The following is a 23,821-nucleotide window of genomic DNA, read 5'->3' on the forward strand; positions in this document are numbered from 1 at the left end:
CGTGCTCATGCCATTTCTACGGCGTGCGGCACAAGGGCAAGGGCTGCGGCGAATTCCCGTGCGGAGAAATCCGCCACCGCCATGGGACTTTCCACGGTCAGCATCGCGGCTGCCAGCCCTTCACGCAGAGCGTCGCGCAGGCCATGGCCCTTTATCATCGCTGCTATGGTCGCTCCGGCGAGTGCGTCTCCGGCTCCGGTGACGTCAGCGACCTTCCTCGCCGGCGGCGGCTGGATCGAGAAAGCTCCGTCAGCATCGAAGCCGATTACCGCTTCTCTTCCCGCGGTGATGACGCCACTCGCCAAACCCTTGCCGCGCAGGTTGTCTATCGTCTCTGTGATGCCGGCGCCATCGATGCCGCAAAGGCTCGCCGCCTCGCGTTGGTTCATGAACAGCAAGGCGAGGTGTTTCAACATGCCCGCCATTCTTGTCACCTTGGCCGGAGAGATGGCGATAGCGAACATCAGTTTTCCGGACGCGACAACTCCAAGTTTTGCAAGTGCGGCCTCCGGCAGATTGGCATCGCACAGGATGGCGCGGGCGGCGGCAACCGCTTCACGCACCTTGGAACGGCCAAGCTGTTTGGCGAAGGCGAGCTCATAAAGACCCATGTCCGCCAGGCCCGCGATCAGTTCGCCGTCGCGGTCGAGCAGCGCGGTGTAGCTCGGCGTCGAGCGATCGAGGAAAACCACGGAGAGATCCTCGATTCCCGCATGGGCTATGGCGCGGGCGACATTGTCGCCAGCGGCGTCGCCGCCTCGCACCGAGAGCAGCGAAGCGGTGATGCCGCGCTTCACCGCATTACGCAGCGCGTTGAACACCACGCCGCCGACCTCCTCGGCCAGCACGCCCGGGTTGGAGGTGCCCGGCACATAGTTGCCTGAAACCTGCCCGCGCCGGTCGATATGGGCGCCGCCAACTGCCAGAAGGTGATTGGAATCCATGAAGGAAGAAGCCCGGTGCACTGAACCAGCCGGACCATATGTGTTGGCTTAGGCCCCGGCAATCGCCGCCGCCGATTCGGCACCGAACGTGTTTCTGGACATCTTGGAGCAGGGTAGAACCCCGAAGCGGATGATACATCCCGCTGCATCGGCATGATACAAAAAAAGAACAAAATTGGATTATCCAACGAAAACAGTTAGTTGTTGCCTCTTGCAAAATAAGAACAAAACAGGTACAAAATTCCGGAGACACCGGATTGTCCGGACTATTGACGACCACGGGGTGATGTATCATGGCTCAGAATTCATTGCGGCTGGTAGAGGACAATTCAGTGGACAAGACAAAGGCGCTCGACGCCGCGCTTTCGCAGATCGAACGCGCCTTCGGCAAGGGCTCGATCATGCGGCTCGGGGCCAATGAGCAGGTGGTGGAGATCGGCACGGTTTCCACCGGCTCGCTCGGTCTCGACATAGCGCTCGGCGTTGGTGGCCTGCCGCGAGGCCGCATCATTGAAATTTACGGGCCGGAAAGCTCGGGCAAGACCACTCTGGCCCTGCATACAGTCGCCGAAGCTCAGAAGAAGGGCGGCATCTGCGCCTTCGTCGATGCCGAACATGCACTCGATCCGGTCTATGCGCGCAAGCTCGGCGTCGATCTGGAAAATCTGCTGATCTCGCAGCCGGACACCGGCGAGCAGGCTCTGGAGATTTGCGATACGCTGGTCCGTTCCGGTGCCATCGATGTGCTGGTCGTCGATTCGGTCGCGGCGTTGACGCCGCGCGCCGAAATCGAGGGCGAGATGGGCGATTCCTTGCCCGGCCTGCAAGCTCGCCTGATGAGCCAGGCGCTGCGCAAGCTCACCGCTTCCATTTCGCGCTCCAACACGATGGTCATCTTCATCAACCAGATCCGCATGAAGATCGGCGTCATGTTCGGTTCGCCTGAAACCACGACCGGCGGCAATGCGCTGAAGTTCTACGCCTCGGTGCGTCTCGACATTCGCCGCATCGGTTCGGTCAAGGACCGCGAAGAAGTCGTGGGCAACCAGACCCGTGTCAAGGTGGTCAAGAACAAGCTGGCGCCGCCCTTCAAGGTGGTCGAATTCGACATCATGTACGGCGAAGGTGTTTCCAAGACGGGTGAACTCGTCGATCTCGGCGTCAAGGCGGGGGTGGTCGAGAAGTCGGGCGCCTGGTTCTCCTACAACTCGCAACGCCTCGGCCAGGGCCGCGAGAATGCCAAACTGTTCCTGCGCGACAATCCTGAACTGGCGCGTGAAATCGAACTGGCGTTGCGCCAGAATGCCGGTCTGATCGCCGAAAAATTCCTGGAGAACGGCGGTGGTGAGATCGAGGACGATGCAGCCGAGATGTGATCGATTTTCTTCTCAGGCAACGACCGCCGGCTTTATGCCGGCGGTTTTGTTTTGAGGGGTCCAGTTCCCGCTGACGATGGATGTTTGAGCTGCCCGGTGTTTCTGGACAGGGCAAGGTGCTGACGATAAAAGGCCATGTCCATTTTCCGCGCGGGGTTTACGGCGGAGTTTTCACAAAGGCAGAAGCATGAGTGGCGTCAACGAGATACGGTCGGCATTTCTGGACTATTTCAAGAAGAACGGCCACGAGATCGTTGCCTCGAGCCCGCTCGTGCCGCGCAACGACCCGACGTTGATGTTCACCAATGCCGGCATGGTGCAATTCAAGAACGTGTTCACCGGCCTGGAGAAGCGGCCCTACGCGCGTGCTTCGACCTCACAGAAATGCGTGCGCGCCGGCGGCAAGCACAATGACCTCGACAATGTCGGTTATACCGCGCGTCATCTCACATTCTTCGAGATGCTCGGCAATTTTTCCTTCGGCGACTATTTCAAGCAGCGCGCCATCGAGCTTGCCTGGAATCTGATCACCAGGGATTTTGGGCTGCCGAAGGACAAGCTGCTGGTCACCGTCTACCACACCGACGACGAGGCAGCGGGCTACTGGAAAAAGATCGCCGGCTTCTCCGACGACCGCATCATCAGAATCCCGACTTCGGACAATTTCTGGGCGATGGGCGATACCGGTCCCTGTGGTCCGTGTTCTGAAATCTTCATCGACCGCGGTGAACATATCTGGGGCGGCCCGCCCGGCAGCCCGGAGGAGGACGGCGACCGCTTCCTCGAGTTCTGGAACCTGGTCTTCATGCAATATGAACAGGTGACCAAGGAAGAGCGCATCGATCTGCCGCGCCCGTCGATCGACACCGGCATGGGGCTGGAGCGCATGGCCTCGATCCTGCAGGGGGTGGAGAGCGTCTTCGAAACCGACCTGTTCCGGCATTTGATCGACGCGACGGCGTCCGCTCTCGGGCGTGGTCCCGATGGGGAGAACATCGGGTCCTTCCGCGTCATCGCCGATCATTTGCGTTCCGCGTCCTTCCTGGTGGCCGACGGCGTGCTGCCCTCGAACGAGGGCCGCGGCTACGTGTTGCGCCGCATCATGCGCCGCGCCATGCGCCACGCACAGCTCCTCGGCGCCAGCGAGCCCCTGATGTGGAAGCTGGTGCCCGGACTACTGCGCGAAATGGGCCAGGCGTATCCGGAACTCGTGCGCGGCGAAGCATTGATCACCGAGACGCTCAAGCTTGAGGAAACCCGCTTTCGCAAGACCCTTGTTCGTGGCCTCGGCTTGCTTGGCGAGGCGACGGAAAAGCTCGGCGCCGGCGACATGCTGGACGGCGAGACCGCGTTCAAACTCTACGATACCTACGGCTTCCCGCTCGATCTGACGCAGGATGCGCTGCGCCAGCGCAACATTTCGGTCAATCTCGATGGCTTCAACGACGCGATGCAGCGGCAGAAGGCCGAGGCGCGCAAGAGCTGGGCCGGTTCCGGCGAGGCCGCCACTGAGACGATTTGGTTCGGTATCAAGGAAAAGACCGGCGCCACCGAGTTTTTGGGCTACGACACCGAGAAAGCCGAAGGCATGGTGCTGACGCTGGTGCGCGACGGCAAGGAGATCGCGCAGGCCGGTGCGGGCGAGCTGGTTGCCATCGTCGTCAACCAGACGCCGTTCTACGGCGAGTCCGGCGGCCAGATGGGCGATACCGGCAGGTTCGCCGGCGAGGGGTTTGCCGTCGAGATCACCGATACCCAGAAGCGGGGTGACGGCCTGTTCGTGCATTTCGGCAAGGTGACCAAGGGCACGGTGAAGCCGGGCGCGGCTGTCGAGATGGAGGTCGACCATGCCCGCCGCACGCGTATCCGCTCCAACCACTCGGCCACGCATCTTATCCACGAGGCGTTGCGGGAAGTACTTGGCACGCATGTCGCGCAGAAGGGTTCGCTGGTAGCGCCGGAACGGCTGCGTTTCGACATCTCGCACAACAAGACGATCACGCCGGAGGAACTTGAGCAGGTCGAGCGCATGACCAATGAGATCGTGGTGCAGAACAGCCCCGTCACGACGCGGCTGATGAGCGTCGACGATGCGCGCGCTGAGGGCGCTATGGCGCTGTTCGGCGAGAAATATGGCGACGAGGTGCGCGTCGTATCGATGGGCACCGGCCTGCATGGAGACAAGGCGAACCGGCCCTATTCGGTCGAGCTTTGCGGCGGTACGCATGTCAGGTCGACCGGCGATATCGGTCTGGTGCGCATCGTGTCGGACAGCGCGGTTGCAGCCGGTGTGCGCCGCATCGAGGCGTTGACCGGCGATGCCGCCCGGCGCCACCTTGACGAGCAGGATCGCCGCCTGAAGGCCATCGCTTCGGCGCTTAAGGTTTCGCCTGCCGATGCGCTGGCCCGCGTCGAGGCGCTGGTGGACGAGCGCAGGAAGCTGGAGCGCGAACTGACCGATGCGCGCAAGAAGCTGGCGCTCGGTGGCGGTGCTGCCGGCTCGATCGCTGGCAGCGAGAATGAAACAGTTGCCGGAGTGGGTTTTCTCGGCAGAAGCGTCTCCGGTGTTTCGCCAAAGGATCTCAAGCCGTTGGCGGATGACGGCAAGAAATCGCTTGGCTCGGGTGTCGTCGTGTTCGTAGGCGCTGGCGAGGACAATAAGGCGAGTGTCGTCGTTGCGGTTACCGACGATCTGACAGACCGCTTCAGCGCCGTCGATCTCGTTCGCGTTGCCGCGACGGCGCTTGGCGGCCAGGGTGGCGGCGGCAGGCCGGACATGGCGCAGGCCGGCGGTCCCGATGCCTCGAAAGCCGGGGACGCGATCGCCGCGGTCAAGGCGGCGATGCAGGCGGCCTGACGGAAGACGCAACAATGCGCACGCTTTGCGGGTTCGTTGTCCTGGCTCTTGCGGTGTCTGTCCTGCAGGCAGCCGGTGCCGACAATTCAGCGCTGAAAAAGGACATGCCTTATGTGCAAGCGCGGCTGACACTCCTTTCGGCCGGCTGGTCGCCATCGCCGCAGGAGCCTGCCCAGTCCGCCGAACAGCGTTGCGGTACGCGCGTCGAAATCTGCGGCGCCTACCCGGAGACGGAGGCCTGTTCCGGTACCGGTATGGGCTTTTGCGCGTTCCGCTTTCGCAATGCGCGGGGCAATATCCTCGCCATTACCACGACAGGCGAGGGGCTTGGCGACCTGACGGTCTACAGTTGGCGCAACGAGTAGACGCGCCTATCGTGGAAAGCGGTCGCCGAAATAGAATGCAATCGCGATCGAGATCAGCGAGATGACGAAGCCGGCGATCGACAGGCCGAATGAAAGCCAGAAGGTATTCAGCCTGAGCTTCATGTAGGTGAAGCGCAGGGCTTCCATCTCGGGATTGCGGCCGCGCGTGCCGCCGCCGCCCGTCGGCGGGTCTTCCTTCAGGAAGGCCATGTAACCACCATTCAGCGCCCAATAGCGTCCAGAATTGGTCGGCGAGAGGTGATCCCGCGCCTCGTCCGGATAGAAGGCGAGCCGCACTGCGACCAGTCGGTTGCCGGCCTTTTTGTCGATGGAAAGCCGTTCCGGGTCCGGATCGGAAAAAAGCGCTACGCTGCCGTTCGCATAAGCCTCGAGCAGCAGTTCGTGAGCCCGCCGGTCGACGAGTTCCGCTTCCGGAACCTTCGTTTCGGAAGCGGCGGGCTGGTCTGTCTCGTCGTCCGTCATGCCATCCTTACGCCATCGTGGCCTGCAGGTTCTCGTCGATCTTGTCGAGGAAGCCGGTGGTCGAGAGCCAGGGCTGGTCGGCGCCGATCAGCAAGGCAAGATCCTTGGTCATGTAGCCGCTCTCGACCGTCTGGATGCAGACCTTTTCCAGCGTGTCGGCGAATTTCTTGAGCTCGGCATTGCCGTCGAGCTTGGCGCGATGGGCCAGCCCGCGGGTCCAGGCAAAGATCGAGGCGATCGAGTTGGTCGACGTTTCCTCGCCCTTCTGGTGCTGGCGGTAGTGACGCGTCACGGTGCCGTGCGCGGCCTCGGCTTCCACGGTTTTGCCGTCCGGCGTCATCAGCACTGAGGTCATCAGGCCCAGCGAGCCGAACCCTTGCGCAACCGTATCCGACTGCACGTCGCCGTCGTAGTTCTTGCAGGCCCAGACGTAGCCGCCCGACCATTTCAGGCTCGACGCGACCATGTCGTCGATCAGGCGGTGCTCGTACCAGATCTTCTTGTCCTTGAACTGCGCCTCGAATTCCTTTTCGTAGACTTCCTGGAAGATGTCCTTGAAGCGGCCGTCATAGGCCTTGAGAATGGTGTTCTTGGTTGACAGATAGACCGGATAGCCGCGCAGCAGTCCGTAGTTCAACGAGGCGCGGGCGAATTCGCGGATCGATTCATCGAGGTTGTACATCGCCATGGCGACGCCGGAGGACGGCGCATCGAACACCTCGTGCTCGATCGTCTTGCCGTCGTCGCCGACAAACTTGATCGACAGCTTGCCTTTTCCGGGAAACAGGAAGTCGGTCGCCTTGTACTGGTCGCCGAAGGCATGGCGCCCGACGATGATCGGCTTGGTCCAGCCCGGCACCAGCCGGGGCACGTTCTTCATGATGATGGGCTCGCGGAAGATGGTGCCGCCGAGAATGTTGCGGATGGTGCCGTTCGGCGACTTCCACATTTTCTTCAGTGAGAACTCCTCGACGCGCTGCTCGTCCGGCGTGATCGTCGCGCATTTGACGCCGACGCCGTATTTCTTGATCGCGTTGGCGGCATCGATGGTCACCTGATCGCTGGTTGCGTCACGGTGCTCGACACCGAGGTCGTAATATTTGAGGTCGATATCGAGATAAGGGTGGATCAGTTTCTCCTTGATGAACTGCCAGATAATCCGCGTCATCTCATCGCCGTCGAGCTCGACGACCGGATTTTCCACCTTGATCTTTGCCATGAGAAATGCCTCGTTTCGTGGGGTGCGGGACGGACCGTCCCGGGAGGTTTGCATCAGGAGTCGCGGCCCCTATAGCACTGTGTGCCGTAGAGGCAAAGCCATGGCGGCAATGCATTTTTCGGGAAGAAATGATGTCGGATGACAGCGGCGGGATTCGCTTCGGATTTCATGCGGCCGATGGTGTCGAACTGCACTATGCCGCCGCCGGAAACCCCGAGAATCCATTGATAATCTGTCTGCACGGGTTCCCCGAATACTGGGCGGCGTGGCGCGAGGTCATGACCGCACTCGCGGACCGTTATCACCTCGTTGCACCTGACCAGCGCGGCTTTAACCTGTCGTCGAAGCCGCAAGGTGTCGACGCTTACCGTGCCCGCCACATGGTTGCCGACCTTGCCGGACTTGCCGATCGTCTTTCGCCCGAAAAACCCTTTGTGCTGGCCGGGCACGACTGGGGTGCGTCGATCGCCTATGCCTATGCCTTCGCCCATCCAGGGCGGCTAAGCCACCTGATTATTGCCAATGGTGTGCACCCGGCCTGTTTCCAGCGCGCGATCTTCGAGGATGAAGCCCAGCGCAGGGCGAGCCAGTACATCAACCGGCTGCGGGCGCCCGATGCGGATACACTGATGTCGGAGGACGGGTTCCGGCGAACCCGCAAAATGATCTCTGGTTTTTCGCGGACCGATTGGATGACGGAAGAAATCAGAGCCGACTACCTAAGGGCTTGGAGCGAACCAGGCGCGATGACCGCGATGCTCAATTGGTACCGTGCGTCACCGATCGCCGTGCCATTGCCCGGGGAGCAGCCCGGCGATTCTTTTGTGCTTTCATTGCCGGACGAGGCAATGGCCGTGCGCATGCCGCATCTGGTTGTTTGGGGAGAGGCGGATGAGGCGTTGCGGCCTGTATGTCTTGAAGGGTTGGATCGCTATGCGCGGGATTTGACGATCCGCAAGTTTGCCGGGGCTGGCCACTGGATCCTGCACGAGAAGCCGGCTGAAGTTGCCGGCGCGATCCGGCTGTTCCTCGGCAGAGCATGAGCCGGATCGAAGGCGACCTGTTCGTTCCCGTCGGTTCAGTTTCTTTGCCAAAGCTTCATTTTCACAGCCGAATATGTCACGGACGCGCGAAAGCCACGATCGAAGGCGCCAGACTGATATGACAGGAACGACCATGGACAAGAACCCGGTCTCCGAAGGGCCGGCCGTCATCCTTGTCGAACCGCAACTCGGCGAGAATATCGGCATGGTCGCGCGTGCCATGGCGAATTTCGGGCTTTCCCGCTTGCGGCTGGTCAATCCGCGCGACGGCTGGCCAAGCGACAAGGCGCGGGCGGCAGCGAGCAAGGCGGATCATGTCATCGATAATGTGGTGGTGTTTGAGACGCTGGAGGCGGCAATCGCTGACCTTGCTTTCGTTTTTGCCACCACGGCACGGGAGCGTGACGGTTTCAAGGCTGTCCGCGGACCGGTCGAGGCGGGCCGCATGTTGAGGGGGAAGGCTATATCGGGGCAGGCGACCGGCATCCTTTTTGGCCGCGAGCGTTTTGGCCTGAGCAATGAAGAGGTGGGCCTGGCCGACGAGATCGTCACCTTCCCCGTCAATCCGGCCTTTGCCTCGCTCAATATTGCGCAGGCGGTCCTCCTGATGTCCTACGAGTGGATGAAGTCGGGCCTGGAAGCCGAAACGGACACGGCCTTTACCGGACCGCAAATCGAGCCGGCGCCGAAAGAACAACTGATCGGCCTGATGTCGCATCTCGAAGAAGCTCTTGATGCGCGCGGTTACTTCCGGCCCGCGGCAAAAAAGCCAAAAATGTTGGACAATCTGCGCGCGGTGCTGACGCGGGCGGGATTTGCCACGGCCGAGATCAAGCTGTTGCGGGGGGTTGTCACGTCGCTTGATTATTTTTCACCGAAACAGCCTCGCGGCGCCGGTTATCCGGAACGCAAGGCCGAGGCCGATCAGTCGGCGAAGTCGGGAAAACGGCCGTCTTCCTCGACGAAGGCGACGGGCGGGGAAAATGACTGAAAAACCGATCCTCATGTTCGATTCCGGCATCGGCGGCCTCACTGTGATGCGGGAGGCGCGTGTCCTGATGCCCGATCGCCGCTTCGTCTACATCGCGGACGACGCGGCGTTTCCCTACGGCGATTGGGAAGAGGACGGGCTGCGGGCGCGGCTGATCGAGCTATTCGGCGGGCTGCTCCGTGAACACCAGCCTGAAATCGCCGTCATTCCCTGCAACACGGCTTCCACTCTTGCACTGACTGACCTCCGCCAGGCTTATCCTGAGGTGCCGTTCGTCGGCACTGTACCGGCGATAAAACCGGCTGCGGAAAGGACGCGCTCCGGTCTCGTCTCGGTGCTGGCGACGCCCGGCACGGTGAAACGCCAGTATACACGCGACCTGATCACTGCCTGGGCATCGAAGTGCCATGTCCGCCTCGTCGGCAGCACCCAGCTTGCCAGGCTGGCGGAAACCTACATGCGCGACGGATTCGTCGACGAGGAAGCGGTGCGCGCCGAGATTGCGCCGTGCTTCATGGAGCAGGACGGGAAGCGCACCGACATTGTCGTGCTCGCCTGCACCCATTACCCGCTTCTGGTCAATCGCATGCGCAAGACGGCACCGTGGCCGGTGGATTGGCTCGACCCGGCGGAAGCGATCGCGCGGCGGGTGAAGTCGCTGCTAGATGAAAACGGCGGTGGCGATAACAAGGCCGCGGTGCTGCGCGCGGGAGATATCGCGGTCTTCACGTCCGGCAAGGTCGATTTCGCCATTGCGCGGCTGATGCAGGGATTTGGTTTGCAGGTGGCGAAAGGCATCGAAATCCGCACTTGATTGGCGGAACCGGGCTTGCTGCTTTGCGTTTGGCTTTGGTCGGAACAAGGAGGCCCTGGCGATGCCAGCCAAATCGAAAGCCCAGCAGAAAGCCGCTGGTGCGGCGCTGTCGGCAAAACGCGGCGATACCAAGAAGAGTGAACTCAAGGGTGCGTCGAAAGGGATGTACGAATCCATGAGCGAGAAACAGCTCGAGGAGTTCGCCGAAACCAAACGCAAAGGGCTGCCGGAGAAGAAGTCGAAGGACTGATCCTTCGCCCGTCTCCATTGCGCAAGAAACGGAATGCCGGTGATAGGAAGGGTGGTTAGTGTCCTCAAGAAACGAGGACCGAACCGATGAAATCACTGCAAATCGACTGGGATGCCATCCGGCACAATCTGGACGAATTCGGCGTCGCGACGACAGGCCAGTTACTCAGTGCCGAAGAATGCTGGGCGCTGCGGGCGCTCTACGACGGAGAAGGTCACTTCCGCAGCCACATCATCATGCAACGGCATGGTTTCGGCGCCGGCGAGTACAAATATTTCGCCGATCCGCTGCCGCGGCAGATCACCGAGCTTAGGAGTGCGTTCTATGAACATTTGGCGCCGCTCGGCAACATCTGGAACCGGCGTATGAGGCTTGACCGCCAGTATCCTGAAACGCTGGATGCATTTTTGAGCGAATGCCATGCCGACGGCCAGAAAAAGCCAACCCCGCTGCTGCTCAAATACGGACCGGGTGACTATAATTGTCTGCATCAGGACGTCTATGGAAAGCACCTGTTTCCGATCCAGTTGGTGATCCTGCTGAGCGATCCGGAAAAGGAATTTGGAGGCGGCGAATTTGTTCTGACCGAACAACGGCCACGCATGCAATCGCGTGCTGAGGTGGTGCCGCTACGCATGGGACATGGCGCGCTGTTTGCGGTCAACGACCGGCCCAAGGCCGGGACGCGCGGCGACTATCGCGTCAAGATGCGGCACGGTGTAAGCCGGGTGCGTTCCGGCGAACGCTATACGGCAGGCATCATCTTCCACGACGCTGCATGAGCTGGCTTTCGCCACGGCGTTGACATTCCGGAAGCTTTCGCCTAGTTAGCCGCCAACGCCGGGCCGCAATGCCCGGTGTTTCATTTGACGTGTCCCGTGGATTTTGCCGCAAAGCGTGCGTGGAAAATCCTGTCAGGCTTCGAAAACGGAAGCCAGAGGAGGGCGCGTTTCCTTCACTCGAAACATGAGGTTCCGGGTGTATTTGTTTGAAAGGGAATGCGATGAGCAAGCGCGAATCCGCGAAATACAAACTTGATCGCCGTCTTGGCGAAAACATCTGGGGTCGTCCGAAGTCCCCAGTCAACAAGCGCGAATATGGTCCTGGCCAACATGGTCAGCGCCGCAAGGGCAAGCTTTCCGACTTCGGTCTGCAGCTGCGCGCCAAGCAGAAGCTGAAGGGCCACTACGGCGACGTTTCCGAAAAGCAGTTCCGCAAGGTTTATGAAGAGGCAAACCGCCGCAAGGGCGATACCTCCGAGAACCTCATCGGTCTGCTGGAGTCGCGTCTCGATGCGGTCGTCTATCGCGCCAAGTTCGTTCCGACGATCTTTGCCGCGCGCCAGTTCGTCAATCACGGCCACGTCAACGTCAACGGCCGTCGTGTCAACATCGGTTCGTTTCGCTGCAAGCCGGGCGATGTTGTCGAAGTCCGCGAGAAGTCGAAGCAGCTGGTAATCGTTCTCGAATCGGTGCAACTCGCCGAGCGCGACGTGCCCGACTACATCGAAGCCGACCACAACAAGATGTCCGCCACCTTCGCCCGCGTTCCCGGCCTCTCCGACGTGCCGTTCGCCGTGCAGATGGAGCCGAATCTGGTCGTCGAGTTCTATTCGCGCTGATCGTTCTCCGGGTCTTTCCGGATGAAATGCTGGGGAGCGGCTTTCGGCCGCTTCCTCTACGACGCGAGTAGAAGGCAGACTATGGACAGCCGCCAATCGCCCGGCAATCCGGCGTCCGATGGCCGCCACGAAACTGCCAGCCTGGCGGTTTCGCTGATCATCGTCATCTACGTCGCCTTCTGGACGCTGCAGGCTACACTGAGCAGCTACAATCTCGATACCCATGGCGACATGGTCGAGAACTTCGCCTGGGGCATAGGCTGGCAGCTGGGCTATTACAAGCACCCGCCATTCTTCGCCTGGACGTCGGCGCTATGGTTCCTAGTCTTTCCTCGAGCCAACGCCTTCTACTATCTGCTTTCGACAACAAGCGTCGCGATCGCGATATGGGCGATGTGGCGGATTTCGACGCGGTTCTTCAATCGTGATCAGCAGATACTCCTAGTGGCTTCCGCCTTTTTTCTGCCGCCGCTGACGTTTCTGGCCCAGAATTACAATGCCACGTCGGCAATGCTGCCTCTGTGGGCGTTGACATTCCTCTTCTATCTGAGACTGATCGAGCGGCGCTCCGCGCTTGATGCGGTTTTGCTGGGGCTTTTCGCAGCATTGGCGATCCTGGCGAAATACCATTCGATCGTGTTGTTGATGGCGATCGCCGCACATGGACTTCTTGACCGGCAGGTGAGGCCGCTTCTTTCCACGCGGCTGCCGTGGCTTACCGTGCTGGCGGGCGCGCTTGCGCTGGCTCCGCACCTTATGTGGATGATCAAAAACGATTTCGTGACGGTTCGCTACGCGTCGCAACAGGGCTCCGGCAACTGGTCGGACGCCATTTCCTATGCGCTGCGCTTTCCGGCGGCGGCGGTTTTGTACGCGTTGCCTGTGTTCCTGCTTTTGATCCCTCACCGCTCTCCTGGTGACGCGCAGCCGCTCTTTGCCTTGAGCCAATGGCGTGCACTTGGCCAGACGCCTCAGGGCAGGGCGCTTATTTCCGTAACCGTGCTTGCGCCTCTGCTGACTATCGCACTCGGCCTGGCGCTGAACGCGCAAGTCTCGTCGCTCTGGGCAATACCGTTCTTTGTTTTCCTTCCGTTTTTCCTGGTCACGCTGTTGCCGGCCAACCTCGCGGCACGCCAGAAATTCGTCGTGCCGATCATGATGGCGATCTATGCGGCAAGCCTGCTGACGCTGGCGCCCTGGATCAAGGAACGGTCATTGCAGCAGGCGCGGGGCAACAGCGCTACGCCTCTCGATGCGATTGCCGAGACCGTCCAGGCGCAGTGGCGCAATGCTACCGGCAAGCCGCTGCCTATCGTTGCCGGGGACAATATGGTTGCCAATGCGGTGTCGTTCTACGCACCCGATCGGCCTTACGCGATCCAGCAGTCGTCTCTGGAATTCACGCCCTGGGTGACGGAAGACGACACCCGGAAAAAGGGCGGTGCCTATATTTGCGCCGTGTCGCCTATTGAAGAGTGCCGTGCAAAAACGATGGAACTGTTCGGACGCGTCGATGTGGAGCGAAATCTGGAAGTGCCAGCGGTGGCCGGTGCGAATGCGTCGCCGGTTTGGAATGCTACGCTGCTGATGCGTTATCCGGAGAGCTAGTGCCGGTCGCTACCGCGATCATTTGCGCCGATAGAGGAAATACCGATCCTCGGTGACGGAAGCGGGCAGGACAAGAGGCACAAGTTCCGGATGGTCGAGGGGCAAGCCGCTGGCCGCAATCCCCCCCGAACGAAGCAATTGTGCGGTCAGTCCGGGAAGCCAGGTTAGGGTCATGGCGTCCTTTTCGGCATAGCCGGTGCCGATGTCGGCATGGACCAGTGCCGCTCGCATGCCGACCATTGCCGCAGCGGTCTCGCGAATCTCCCCGAGGACGAGATCTTCCGGACCGGGGGTCGATTTACGGTGCGCGGCGAGGGCGCGGTCGAAAGCAATGATGCGGCGTCCTGGCAGGCGCTCCCGCAGGTGATCGTAGGTTCTTCCGTTGCCGAGACCAAGCTCGACTACGGCTCCGTCTATCTGGGCGACTTCCGCCGATATGTGGTCGAGGATATCCCGCTGGGCGGTGATCCGGCGGATAAAACTGTCGAGACGGCTCATATGCGAAGAACCTGGCTGTTTGAAGAATAAGGCTGAATTGCTGGCTAGGAGGCGCTGCCAAGGTTCAGGCCGGGATAATTCCTGAACCAATCGACAAAGTCGGCGATACCGTCTTCGAGGCTGGTCTTCGGTTTGAACCCCAGATCCCGTTCAGCGAGCGAGATGTCAGCAAAGGTGCGCAGTACGTCTCCGGAAGGCTTCGGCCTCATCTCCATGATTGCTGGGCGCCTGACAGCCTTCTCGATCGCCGCGATGAAGTCGAGCAGCATGGTCGGAGAATTGTTGCCAAGATTGTAGATCGGTTCCGTGCCGGCGGGATCGCCGGTAATGCGGTCGACCGCCGCGACAACACCATTGACGATGTCGCTGATATGCGTGAAATCGCGCTGCATTTCGCCGTGGTTGAAGACCGAGATCGGGTTGCCTTTCAGGATGGCGTCGGTGAACAGCCACGGCGCCATGTCCGGCCGGCCGTAGCGGCCGTAGACGGTGAAAAACCGCAATCCGGTGGAATGGATGCCATGGAGATCGCCATAGGCATGTGCGAGCAGCTCTGCTGCTCGTTTGGTGGCCGCGTAGACCGAAACCGGGCTATCGGCGCGTGCGGTTTCCGAAAACGGCACGGTTTCGCTGGCACCATAGACGGATGATGAACTGGCATAGACCACAGGCGGCCGCTTCGGCAGCCTCGCTGCCAGTTCGAAAATCGCCACCTGTCCGGTGACATTCGAATCGACATAGGCAAAGGGGTTTTTGACTGAGTAACGAACGCCTGCCTGCGCGGCGAGATGCACGATCGCATCGGCGTCAGCAACATGCTCGCCGATTGTTTCGAACAGATCGCGCCGCGCGGCATCGAGTTGCTGGAACTGGAAGCCTGGCTGCGAGCCAAGCAATGCGAGGCGATCGTGCTTGAGGCTGACGGGGTAATAGTCGTTCAGGCTGTCGATGCCCTGGACATGATCGCCACGCTCAAGCAACCGATGGGCGGTGTGGTAGCCGATGAAACCAGCCGCTCCGGTCAAAAGAACCTTCATCGTCTCCCCCGCGCGGTCACACCACGTTTTTGGGCGGTGTGGCAAATCCCCCGCGCCGCGTCTATCTAGAGCGACGGATAAGATTGAACGACGAACTTTGCAATGACCTGCCGGGCTTTGGAGATGGGTCCACCTCCGTCGAGGCGCCGGTTACCGGACACTCAGGGAATTTCTTTATGCGATTGACGATCTTCGGAACCGGCTATGTTGGTCTGGTCACAGCCGCCTGTTTTGCCGACGTCGGACACGATGTCTTGTGCATCGATATCGACGATAAAAGGATAGCGACGCTGAAGTGCGGCGAAGTTCCGATTTTCGAACCAGGGCTGAAAGAACTCGTCGTCCGCAACGCCGCGGCCGGCCGATTGACGTTTTCCACCGATGGGTCGGCAGGCGTCCGGTTTGCCAACCTGATATTCATCGCCGTAGGCACGCCGCCAAATGGGGATGGCTCCGCGGACCTTAGCCACGTGCTCGACGTGGCACGGACTATCGGCGACCATATCGACGGCCCCAAGATTGTCGTCGGAAAGTCGACGGTTCCGGTCGGCACGGGTGACAGGGTCAGAACGGCAATCGCTCAGGCGATGGCAGCGCGCGCGGTTAGTCATGAATTCGAGGTGTGCTCGAACCCGGAATTCCTGAAAGAGGGCAGTGCGGTCGAGGATTTCACGAAACCGGCCCGGATCATCATCGGCACCGAGTCCGAACTTGTCCGCAAGACGCTTTATGATTGTTACGCGCCCTATAACCGCAACCATGACAAGCTGATGTACATGGATGTGCGCTCGGCCGAGCTGACCAAATATGCCGCCAACGCCATGTTGGCCACCAAGATCAGCTTCATGAACGAGATCGCCAATATCGCGGAACGGCTCGGTGCGGATATCGAGGAAGTACGCAAGGGTATCGGCTCGGATCCCCGCATCGGTTACCAGTTCATCTATCCGGGATGTGGTTATGGCGGCTCCTGCTTTCCCAAGGACGTGCGTGCGCTGGCCAGCATCGCCAATGACGCAGGGTTGCAGGCCGATATGCTGCAGGCGGTCGAGCGCGTCAACAACGCGCAAAAGAGTGTGATGTTTCAAAAGCTTTCACAGGCTTTTGACGGCAATCTGGCAGGCCGGACGATCGCGATCTGGGGATTGGCGTTCAAACCGAACACCGACGACATGCGGGAGGCGCCGAGCCGGGTTCTGATGGAGGCGCTTTGGGATGCCGGGGCCAAGGTGCGGGCCTTCGATCCGGAGGCAATGGCAGAAGCCCGCCACCACTATGGCGAACGGCCGGATTTCCTGCTTGCATCCAGTCCGCAGGAGGCAGCTGCCGGTGCGGATGCGCTGGCGATCTGCACCGAATGGAAGCAGTTCCGGGTGGCCGATTTCGCCTGGCTGAAGACGAACCTGCTCAATCCGGTGGTTGTCGACGGCCGCAATCTCTACGACCCCGAGCAACTGCGTCAGCACGGGCTGCTCTACTATGCGATCGGCCGTGGCGACTCGATCCGCCAAAACGGCGCGACACAGCCCGTATCGTCGAAGCGCGAAGTAGCCTAAAGCGTGTCGCGCCGAATAGGATTCGGCGGCCACGCTTCAGATTCTTTGATTTGATGCATGTCGTTATCCCGAAACCGAGGTCACTTTCGGGCGACATGCATTAGGCGCTGCGGCTACCGATAGGGATCGGCGGCGTCGCGCAGGCCGTCACCCAGGAAATTGAACGCCAGGATGACCAGAATGACGGGTATCATTGGAAACAGCAGCCATGGATAGAAGGCGATCACGCTGACACCACGCGCTTCGGTTAGCAGGATGCCCCAACTGGTGATCGGTGGTCTCAGGCCAAGCCCGAGAAAGCTCAGCGCTGTTTCTCCAAGGATCATTCCTGGAATCGCGATGGTTGCGGTGGCGATCAAATGCGACATGAAGCCGGGAACCAGATGTCGGCCGATGATGCGACTGCTCTTCGCACCCATGAGTTGGGCGGCGAGCACATAGTCCTCTTCGCGCAAGGCGAGAAGTTTCGACCGAACCGCACGCGCCAGCCCGGTCCAGTCGAGCAGTCCCAGGATCATGGTGATCCCGAAGTAAATCAGGATGGGACTCCAGGTCACCGGCATGATCGCTGCCAGCGCCATCCATAACGGAATACTCGGTATGGATTGCAACACCTCGATGATGCGCTGAACCACCAGGTCGAATATGCCGCCGTGATAGCCGGCCAGCCCGCCGATGACGATGCCGAGCACGAAGCTGAATGCTATGCCAAAGAGCCCGATGGTGAGTGAAATACGCGCGCCGTAGATGATGCGCGACAGGACATCGCGCCCGAGCCGGTCTGTGCCGAGAAGGAAAAACTGGCCGTTCGGCGCTGGGCAGACCAGATGCAGATTGCTTTCGAACAGCCCCCAGAACTTGTAGGCGTCGCCCCGGCAGAAGAAGCGGAGCGGCTGCACTTCGTTCTTGTCGTCGGTGTATTCCCGCTTGAGCGTGTCCATGTCCAGCCGCATCTGCCGGCCATAGACGAACGGCCCGACAAACTGGCCATCGTGGAAGAAATGCACGCGTTGCGGCGGCGTGTAGATGAAATCCATGTTCCTTGTATGCAGGTTATACGGCGCCAGGAACTCGCAGACCAAAATCATCGCGTAGAGCGAGGCAAGGAAAATGCCGGACGCGACGGCCAATTTGTGCCGTCGAAATTTCCACCACATCAATTTGAGCTGCGACGCCTGATAGACGCGCGACTGTTCGTCGGTCATCGCCTCGACCGAGTACGGATCGAACGGCGCGGTCGAAACGTAGTGGGCGAGTTCGGCGCCCGGTGAAGGCAGTGGTGAATTCATTTGGTGCTGCCGCCTTGCAACCTGATTCGCGGATCGAGAGCCGCCAGCGCCAGATCCGAAATCAGCACGCCGATCACGGTCAAAAAGGCGAGGAACATCAAAAACGATCCTGCGAGATACATATCCTGGCTCTGCAGCGCCTTGATCAGCATTGGTCCGGTCGTTTCCAGCGAAAGGACAATCGCGGTGATCTCGGCGCCGGAAATGATGGCCGGCAGAATGGAGCCGATATCCGACATGAAGAAATTCAACGCCATGCGAAGCGGATACTTCACCAAGGTACGGAAGGGATGAAGTCCCTTGGCGCGCGCCGTCATGACGTATTGTTTCTGCAACTCGTCGAGCAGATTGGCCCGCAACCGGCGGATCATGCCCGCCGTGCCTGCCGTGCCGACGATGATGACCGGGATCCACAAATGTTCGAGGATCGACTTGGCCTTGTCCCAGCTCATCGGTTCGCCGAGAAATTTCTGGTCCATCAGATGGCCGATGGAGGTTCCGAACCAGATATTGGCGAAATACATGAGGATGAGCGCCAGCATGAAGTTCGGGATGGCGATGCCAAGAAGGCCGAGAAACGTCAATCCGTAGTCACCCCAGCTGTACTGGTGGGTGGCGGAGTACATGCCGATCGGAAAGGCGATAAGCCAGGTGAAGACGATGGTAACGAACGACACCAAGACGGTCAGCCACATGCGGTCGCCGATGACGTCACTGACCGGCAACTGATACTCGAACGAGTAGCCGAAGTCGCCCTGGAGCATGCCCGTGACCCAATAGAAATAGCGGACGATCGGCGGCTTGTCGAAACCGTATTCGGCCCGCAATGCCTCGAGCTGGTCCATGTCGACGCCTTCGCCCTGCGCCCGCATTTCGGCTGCGTAACTTTCGAAATAATCGCCGGGCGGCAATTCGATGATGGTGAACACCAGCGCGGAGATGATCAGCAATGTCGGAACCATGACGGCGATGCGCCAGAGGATGTAGCGCAGCACGCTCAGGCCTCGTCCGCGAGCCAGAATGTATCCGGCATGTAAACTCCGAAATACGACGTAGGATCAAAGCCGTAGAGGCCTTCCCCCGGAAAGTTCCGCAGGCGCGAGGAGTAAAGCACCGGCTGCAAGGTGGCGTTGACGAGGCCGATGGAAAACACCTGGTCGGTGTAGAGCGCGAGCATTGTTGTCCAGATCTTGCTGCGGTCTGATAGCCCGGCCGAGTGCCGCCACTTTTTCACCAGCCGCACCAGTTCGGCGGCTTCCGGCAGGTCGGGCGGCTCGCCGACCTGACCGTGGGAGATATAGTGGGCGCCCCAGAGCGGCCATTGCAACTGGTCGTCGGCGGTCGGAGCGAACTGGCCCGGATTCATGTCGGCGGTCGGTACGCCGTTGTCGATCCCGTACCACAACGACATCATGATTTCTCCGCCAAGCGCTCGGCTGCGGAAAACGTCGCGCTGCGAGGTGCGGATGAACAACGCGATCCCGACCTCGCGCCAATGGTCGGCGATCAGTTCCAGCATGTCGGTCTCGAGGGTGCTTTCTCCCGCCGTTTCGACGACGATCTGCGCGGTGCGGCCGTCAGGGAGAATCCGGATGCCGTCGTCGCCGCGCTGCTTAAGCCCGACCTCATCGAGCAGCCTGTTGGCTTGGGCAGGGTCGAAGCCGGCCCAGGCCTCGGCGAAACCCGGCTGATAGAGCGGGCTTTCCGGCAATACTGTGTCGGCGCTTTCCGTGCCGAGGCCGTAAAATACCGCTTTGTTGATCTCTTCGCGGTTGATCGCCAGCGACAGTGCCCGCCGCATACGCACGTCCTGAAGCAGCTTGCGCCAGGCTTCGTCGGCGGTGTTCAGGTTGGGCAACAGGGCAAATTGCGACCCTTGCGTGCGTTTCCAGAGAGTGACCTTCACCGGATAGCGCTTCTCGGCATCCTTCAGAAACGCGTAGTCGGAGAAGCTCAGGCCGATGGCCTGTAGGTCGCTTTCCCCAGAACCGGCCTTAGCCGGGATGATCGACGAGGAACTGACGTTCAGGACGAACTTGTCGATATAGGGCAATTGCCGCCCGTTTTCGTCGATGCGGTGGAAGAACGGATTGCGCTCGAAGACGAATTGTTCGGCCGGCGGCTTGGTGGTGTTCCGCCACGGGTCCAGCGTCGGCAGCTCGGGATTTTCCGGCCGGTACTGACGCGACATGCGGATGTGCAGCCCGGTCCACTTCTTCTGCTTGTTCTTCTTCATCAAGGCTGCGAGGCGGTCCGGATCCTGATACTTTTTGTGGAATTGCTTCATGTAGGCGGCGGGCAGCACAAGGCTGAGCGGCTGGGCATGCGCAAGGCTGGGCAAAAAATCGGGGTTCGGCACATCCCAGGAATAGCGCACCGTCAGGTCGTCGACGACCTCGAAACGCGGACCTTTTCCGTCGACCAGCAACGCGGCCGCCAGGCCGCCGGAAGACAGGTCTTCGTTCTGCAACACATCTTCGAAGCAGTAACGGAAATCCTCCGGCGTCAGCGGGCTGCCGTCGGACCATTTGTGACCTTCGCGAATCTTGAAGGTATAAACGCGGTCCTCGACCGCCTCGAAGCTTTCCAGGATATCCGGTTGGAAACGAAGCCTGTCGTCGTAGCCGACCAGGCGGGCATAGCCGTAGATGGTCATCAGCCGGATATCTTTCTGGCTGCCGATCAGGGTGCGTATGAAGCCGCCGTATGCGCCTGGTTCCCTACCCATCGCGGCGACATTCACGACACGCGGCGCTTTCGGCAGGCGTTCGGCGAGCGGCGGCAGTTTCTTTTCGTCGAGCTGTGGCTGCAGGAAGCTCGGTTCGAGGCCTGTCGCGCGTGCCGAAACGGGCGCCAGGACCGATGCGATGACGCCGATGGCCGTCCGCCTGTTCATCATCATGGCCGTAGCTCCCTGGCGTCGACATTGCGCCTTGCGAGCACGAAATGGCCGCCGCCGAGATCGGCGGGGTGCATAGCGTCTTCGCCGCCGTCGTCGCGGAATTGCGGACCCCAGGCGTGTGTGTCGGATGCTCCGCTGGCTTGAAGCGTCTTGAAGTCGAGCGGCCGGTCGAGATCGGCGAACGGCACTGCGGCAAGCAGCGAGCGCGTATAGGGATGAACGGGTTTCCGCAGCAGGATCTCGCGGGGCGCGAGTTCGACAATGCGACCACCGCACATGACGGCGATACGATCGGCCATGTAGTCCACCACCGCCAGATTGTGCGATATGAAAAGATAAGTCAGTCCCAAGTCCTTCTGCAAGTCCTTGAGAAGGTTCAATATCTGGGCTTGGACCGAGACGTCGAGCGCCGATACCGGCTCATCGCAAATGATGAGATCCGGGCCGAGAGCCAAGGCTCTCGCGATACCGATACGCTGTCGCTGGCCGCCGGAGAAGCTGTGCGGATAGCGGCTGATGAAACGCTTGTCGAGGCCGATTGCCTGCATGAGGGATTTGACGGTCTCGAGCCTGGAACGGGCATCGCCGCGATCATGGATTTCCAGCGGTTCGCTCAGGATATTCTGGATCGTCATACGCGGCGACAGCGATGAGACCGGGTCCTGGAAAACCATCTGGATTTTAGTGCGAAGCGCGCGCAGGGCGCTGCCCTCGGCAGCCAGGACGTCAACCGGCCCGTCAGGACCATTATAGATGACGGAGCCCGAGTCCGGCGTCAGCGCCCGCATCAGAATCTTGCTGACCGTGGTCTTGCCGCAACCGCTTTCGCCGACCAGTCCCAGGCATTCGCCGCGGCGAATATCAAAACTGACACCGTCGACGGCGCGAACCTCGTGTTTCTGCCCGCTACCGAACCAACCGGATTTGCGCGTGGTGAAAGTCTTGGTCAGCCCCCTGACCGACAAAATAACGTCCGGCGCGGTTGCTGCAGGGGCGTGTCGTTTGCCGAGCAGGCTCTCGACATTCACCGGCACTTCGCGGAGCGCTTTCAGTCTTTCACCCGGCTTCATGTCGAAATGCGGAACGGCGGCCATCAGCCCCTTCAGGTAGGGATGGCTGGGCCTCCTGAATATCGCCTCCACGGGACCGGCTTCGACGATTTCGCCGTGGTAGATGACGACCACCTCGTCAGCAACGTTTGCCACCACCCCGAGATCGTGAGTGATCAGCAGCATTGCCATGTTCAGCTTGGACTGGAGGTCGCGGAGCAGTTGCAGGATTTGCGCCTGGATTGTCACGTCGAGCGCCGTCGTCGGCTCGTCGGCGATGAGCAGCGCCGGGCGGCATATCAGTGCCATCGCAATCATCGCGCGCTGGCGCAGCCCACCGGAAAGTTCGAAGGAGTATTTGTCGTAGGCCCGCTGCGGATCGGGAAAGCCGACCAGTCCAAGCATTTCGACGGTGCGTTCCCGCCGTTCGGGTTCGGACATATCCGTATGGATCTGCAACACTTCGCTGATCTGATTGCCGATCGTGTGCAGCGGAGAAAGCGACGTCATCGGCTCCTGGAATATTTTTCCGATACGTCGGCCTCGCAGCGACCTGATCTCTTTCCCGTCGCGCGGCATCTGCAGGATGTCGGCCGTCTTGCCGGGCGTGGCCGGGTCGGAAAACAGGATACGTCCACGTACTTTCGCGGTCCTCGGCAATATTCCCATCACCGCCTGGCTGATAACCGACTTTCCTGAGCCGGACTCGCCAACCAGCGCGGTCACCTTGCCGGGCAGGATCCGCAAATTTGCATGTTTTACGGCGTGAATCGGCCCGCCAACGATGGCAAAGGAAATGCCAAGATCTTCAATTCTCAACAGATCAGTGCCAGAATTCATCCCTACCCATTCCCCGCCCCGGGGAGTTTCGCCACGCGCGAAATCTGCGGGGTCAGCAACAGACTATCGCACACCCGCGAGCCTGCCTAGACCGTCTTATTTAGCAAGCACGAAAATGAAGTCGGCGTGCTCTATCCGCACTATTTGGCGGAACAGAGGCCGTTCTGTAGAACGTCGGAGCAGTTCGGCGATCGCCTGAAATCATCGTAGTAAAGGGTCCAGTCGGTCGTATGCGCTGCCCGGTATGGGCCGAACTTGAAGTACTGGTTCTTGCCTAAGCCTGGATCGGCATGTCCGATGTGACCCTTGACCGTCACGACCGGTTTGCCGTTTGCGAAGAGTTCGATAAGGCCTGATCCGTCCGGACCAGGTTTCGTGAAGATCGCAAAATCGATCCATCCGGTATTCGGGGCAGGCAGCTTGTTGCCATGGTCGGTGACGGTGATTGCATCCGTGCAGGCATCGAAAAGGCTGCCATCGTCAGGTGTCCAGTTGCCGTCGGTGGCGACCAGCGCGCGCATCTGGTTGGTTTCCGGCCTGTACCAGACCGGCGTTCCGGCGGTGCATGGTGCGGCAGCGGTGCTGACAGATGTGGCCGTCGGCGCGACATAGTTGGTTTCGACCGTGGCAAACAGTTTTCCCTGCCTCAGCCGCAGCGCGAGGAACGGACTGAAATCGCCATCGGCACCCGGGTCGATTTCCCGCTTCCATTGAGCGATGAGATAACGGTGGTCGTCAGTGGGTATCGGATCGGCGAACTTGACCGCGAAACCGTACCAGACGCCTTGATCGTAGGGGACGCGCAAGGCCGTTTTTTCCCAGATTTCAGCGCGTTCGCTGCAGGACGTGCTGGACGTGGCGCAGAGCGGCTTCACGCTGAGCTTGAGGGCACCGCCGCCGTTCCGCACGACATCCTTCTGGAATTCGACGATGCCGGCACTTTGCTCGAAATTTTCCTTGTAGTAGAGGCCACCGCTTTCGGAAAAACCGGGGCCGTCGAACCCGTCGACGAGGACTTGCGAGTCTCCGGCTCCCGCCGGACCACATAGACAGACCGCCGCAGCCAAACCGGCCATTCG

The 23,821-nt window shown here is 60.5% G+C and carries 21 protein-coding genes; 11 read left to right on the forward strand and 10 right to left on the reverse strand.

The annotated features are described in order from the left end of the window. Window positions 1-5 precede the first annotated feature (5 nt). Complete coding sequence (locus OHD58_RS16145) at window positions 6-944, reverse strand: carbohydrate kinase family protein (RefSeq protein ID WP_263804443.1); 939 nt, start codon at window positions 942-944, stop codon at window positions 6-8. A gap of 293 nt (window positions 945-1,237) precedes the next feature. Here OHD58_RS16145 and recA point away from each other — a divergent pair, with 293 nt between their 5' ends. The 3 genes from recA to OHD58_RS16160 all read left to right on the forward strand — a co-directional run bounded on the left by recA (window position 1,238) and on the right by OHD58_RS16160 (window position 5,542). Continuing rightward, the gene (recA, locus tag OHD58_RS16150) at window positions 1,238-2,320 is read left to right on the forward strand and encodes a recombinase RecA (RefSeq protein ID WP_263804444.1); all 1,083 of its coding nucleotides are present in this window, start codon (window positions 1,238-1,240) and stop codon (window positions 2,318-2,320) included. A 187-nt stretch (window positions 2,321-2,507) separates the two neighbouring features. Continuing rightward, complete coding sequence (alaS, locus tag OHD58_RS16155; RefSeq protein ID WP_263804445.1) at window positions 2,508-5,177, forward strand: alanine--tRNA ligase; 2,670 nt, start codon at window positions 2,508-2,510, stop codon at window positions 5,175-5,177. A 14-nt stretch (window positions 5,178-5,191) separates the two neighbouring features. Then, window positions 5,192-5,542 carry a hypothetical protein gene (locus OHD58_RS16160; protein WP_263804446.1) on the forward strand — a complete coding sequence of 117 codons (351 nt, stop codon included), beginning with the start codon at window positions 5,192-5,194 and terminating at the stop codon, window positions 5,540-5,542. Window positions 5,543-5,548: 6 nt separating this feature from the next. On the opposite strand, the gene OHD58_RS16165 is transcribed toward OHD58_RS16160, so the two are convergent. Then, complete coding sequence (locus OHD58_RS16165) at window positions 5,549-6,025, reverse strand: hypothetical protein (protein WP_263804447.1); 477 nt, start codon at window positions 6,023-6,025, stop codon at window positions 5,549-5,551. Window positions 6,026-6,032: 7 nt separating this feature from the next. Then, window positions 6,033-7,244 (reverse strand): NADP-dependent isocitrate dehydrogenase, encoded by a 1,212-nt coding sequence (locus tag OHD58_RS16170; protein WP_263804448.1) that lies wholly within the window; start codon window positions 7,242-7,244, stop codon window positions 6,033-6,035. Window positions 7,245-7,375: 131 nt separating this feature from the next. Between OHD58_RS16170 and OHD58_RS16175 the strand changes: the two genes are divergently transcribed. The 7 genes from OHD58_RS16175 to OHD58_RS16205 all read left to right on the forward strand — a co-directional run bounded on the left by OHD58_RS16175 (window position 7,376) and on the right by OHD58_RS16205 (window position 13,571). Further along, entirely contained in the window at window positions 7,376-8,287 is a 912-nt protein-coding gene (locus tag OHD58_RS16175; RefSeq protein WP_263804449.1) for an alpha/beta fold hydrolase, read from the forward strand. Window positions 8,288-8,420: 133 nt separating this feature from the next. After that, a complete protein-coding gene (locus tag OHD58_RS16180) occupies window positions 8,421-9,278 on the forward strand; it encodes an RNA methyltransferase (protein WP_263804450.1) in 858 nt (285 codons plus the stop codon). Next, complete coding sequence (gene murI / locus OHD58_RS16185; protein WP_263804451.1) at window positions 9,271-10,092, forward strand: glutamate racemase; 822 nt, start codon at window positions 9,271-9,273, stop codon at window positions 10,090-10,092. Before OHD58_RS16180 ends, murI begins: the two co-directional genes overlap by 8 nt. Before the next feature lie 61 nt (window positions 10,093-10,153). Then, window positions 10,154-10,342 (forward strand): DUF3008 family protein, encoded by a 189-nt coding sequence (locus tag OHD58_RS16190; RefSeq protein WP_263804452.1) that lies wholly within the window; start codon window positions 10,154-10,156, stop codon window positions 10,340-10,342. Between the two features lie 86 nt (window positions 10,343-10,428). Further along, window positions 10,429-11,124, forward strand: a complete 696-nt coding sequence (locus OHD58_RS16195) for a 2OG-Fe(II) oxygenase (RefSeq protein WP_263804453.1) — start codon at window positions 10,429-10,431, stop codon at window positions 11,122-11,124. A 221-nt stretch (window positions 11,125-11,345) separates the two neighbouring features. After that, window positions 11,346-11,963 (forward strand): 30S ribosomal protein S4, encoded by a 618-nt coding sequence (rpsD, locus tag OHD58_RS16200; protein WP_263804454.1) that lies wholly within the window; start codon window positions 11,346-11,348, stop codon window positions 11,961-11,963. 81 nt (window positions 11,964-12,044) lie between these two features. After that, window positions 12,045-13,571 carry a glycosyltransferase family 39 protein gene (locus OHD58_RS16205; protein ID WP_263804455.1) on the forward strand — a complete coding sequence of 509 codons (1,527 nt, stop codon included), beginning with the start codon at window positions 12,045-12,047 and terminating at the stop codon, window positions 13,569-13,571. Window positions 13,572-13,589: 18 nt separating this feature from the next. Here the strand turns inward: OHD58_RS16205 and OHD58_RS16210 are convergent, their stop codons facing one another. Further along, window positions 13,590-14,069 (reverse strand): class I SAM-dependent methyltransferase, encoded by a 480-nt coding sequence (locus tag OHD58_RS16210; RefSeq protein ID WP_263804456.1) that lies wholly within the window; start codon window positions 14,067-14,069, stop codon window positions 13,590-13,592. A gap of 44 nt (window positions 14,070-14,113) precedes the next feature. Continuing rightward, window positions 14,114-15,106, reverse strand: coding sequence for an NAD-dependent epimerase/dehydratase family protein (locus OHD58_RS16215; protein WP_263804457.1), 993 nt, complete (start codon window positions 15,104-15,106; stop codon window positions 14,114-14,116). Between the two features lie 176 nt (window positions 15,107-15,282). On the opposite strand from OHD58_RS16215, the gene OHD58_RS16220 reads away from it, so the two are divergent. Then, window positions 15,283-16,662 (forward strand): UDP-glucose dehydrogenase family protein, encoded by a 1,380-nt coding sequence (locus tag OHD58_RS16220; protein WP_263804458.1) that lies wholly within the window; start codon window positions 15,283-15,285, stop codon window positions 16,660-16,662. Between the two features lie 113 nt (window positions 16,663-16,775). Here OHD58_RS16220 and OHD58_RS16225 read toward each other — a convergent pair whose 3' ends face one another. The 5 genes from OHD58_RS16225 to OHD58_RS16245 form a co-directional block, all read right to left on the reverse strand. Then, window positions 16,776-17,951 carry an ABC transporter permease gene (locus OHD58_RS16225; protein ID WP_263804459.1) on the reverse strand — a complete coding sequence of 392 codons (1,176 nt, stop codon included), beginning with the start codon at window positions 17,949-17,951 and terminating at the stop codon, window positions 16,776-16,778. After that, entirely contained in the window at window positions 17,948-18,946 is a 999-nt protein-coding gene (locus OHD58_RS16230) for an ABC transporter permease (protein WP_263804460.1), read from the reverse strand. Before OHD58_RS16230 ends, OHD58_RS16225 begins: the two co-directional genes overlap by 4 nt. 2 nt (window positions 18,947-18,948) lie before the next feature. Next, window positions 18,949-20,850: an ABC transporter substrate-binding protein gene (locus OHD58_RS16235; RefSeq protein ID WP_263804691.1), complete on the reverse strand. Its 1,902-nt coding sequence runs from the start codon at window positions 20,848-20,850 to the stop codon at window positions 18,949-18,951. Further along, window positions 20,850-22,742 (reverse strand): ABC transporter ATP-binding protein, encoded by a 1,893-nt coding sequence (locus OHD58_RS16240; protein WP_263804461.1) that lies wholly within the window; start codon window positions 22,740-22,742, stop codon window positions 20,850-20,852. The genes OHD58_RS16235 and OHD58_RS16240 overlap by 1 nt, the downstream gene beginning before the upstream one ends. 140 nt (window positions 22,743-22,882) lie before the next feature. Continuing rightward, on the reverse strand, window positions 22,883-23,818 hold the full coding sequence (locus OHD58_RS16245) for a polysaccharide lyase (protein WP_263804462.1): 936 nt from the start codon (window positions 23,816-23,818) through the stop codon (window positions 22,883-22,885). Window positions 23,819-23,821 lie beyond the last annotated feature (3 nt).

Source organism: Mesorhizobium sp. ZC-5 (assembly GCF_025753855.1).
Lineage (GTDB): Bacteria > Pseudomonadota > Alphaproteobacteria > Rhizobiales > Rhizobiaceae > Neomesorhizobium.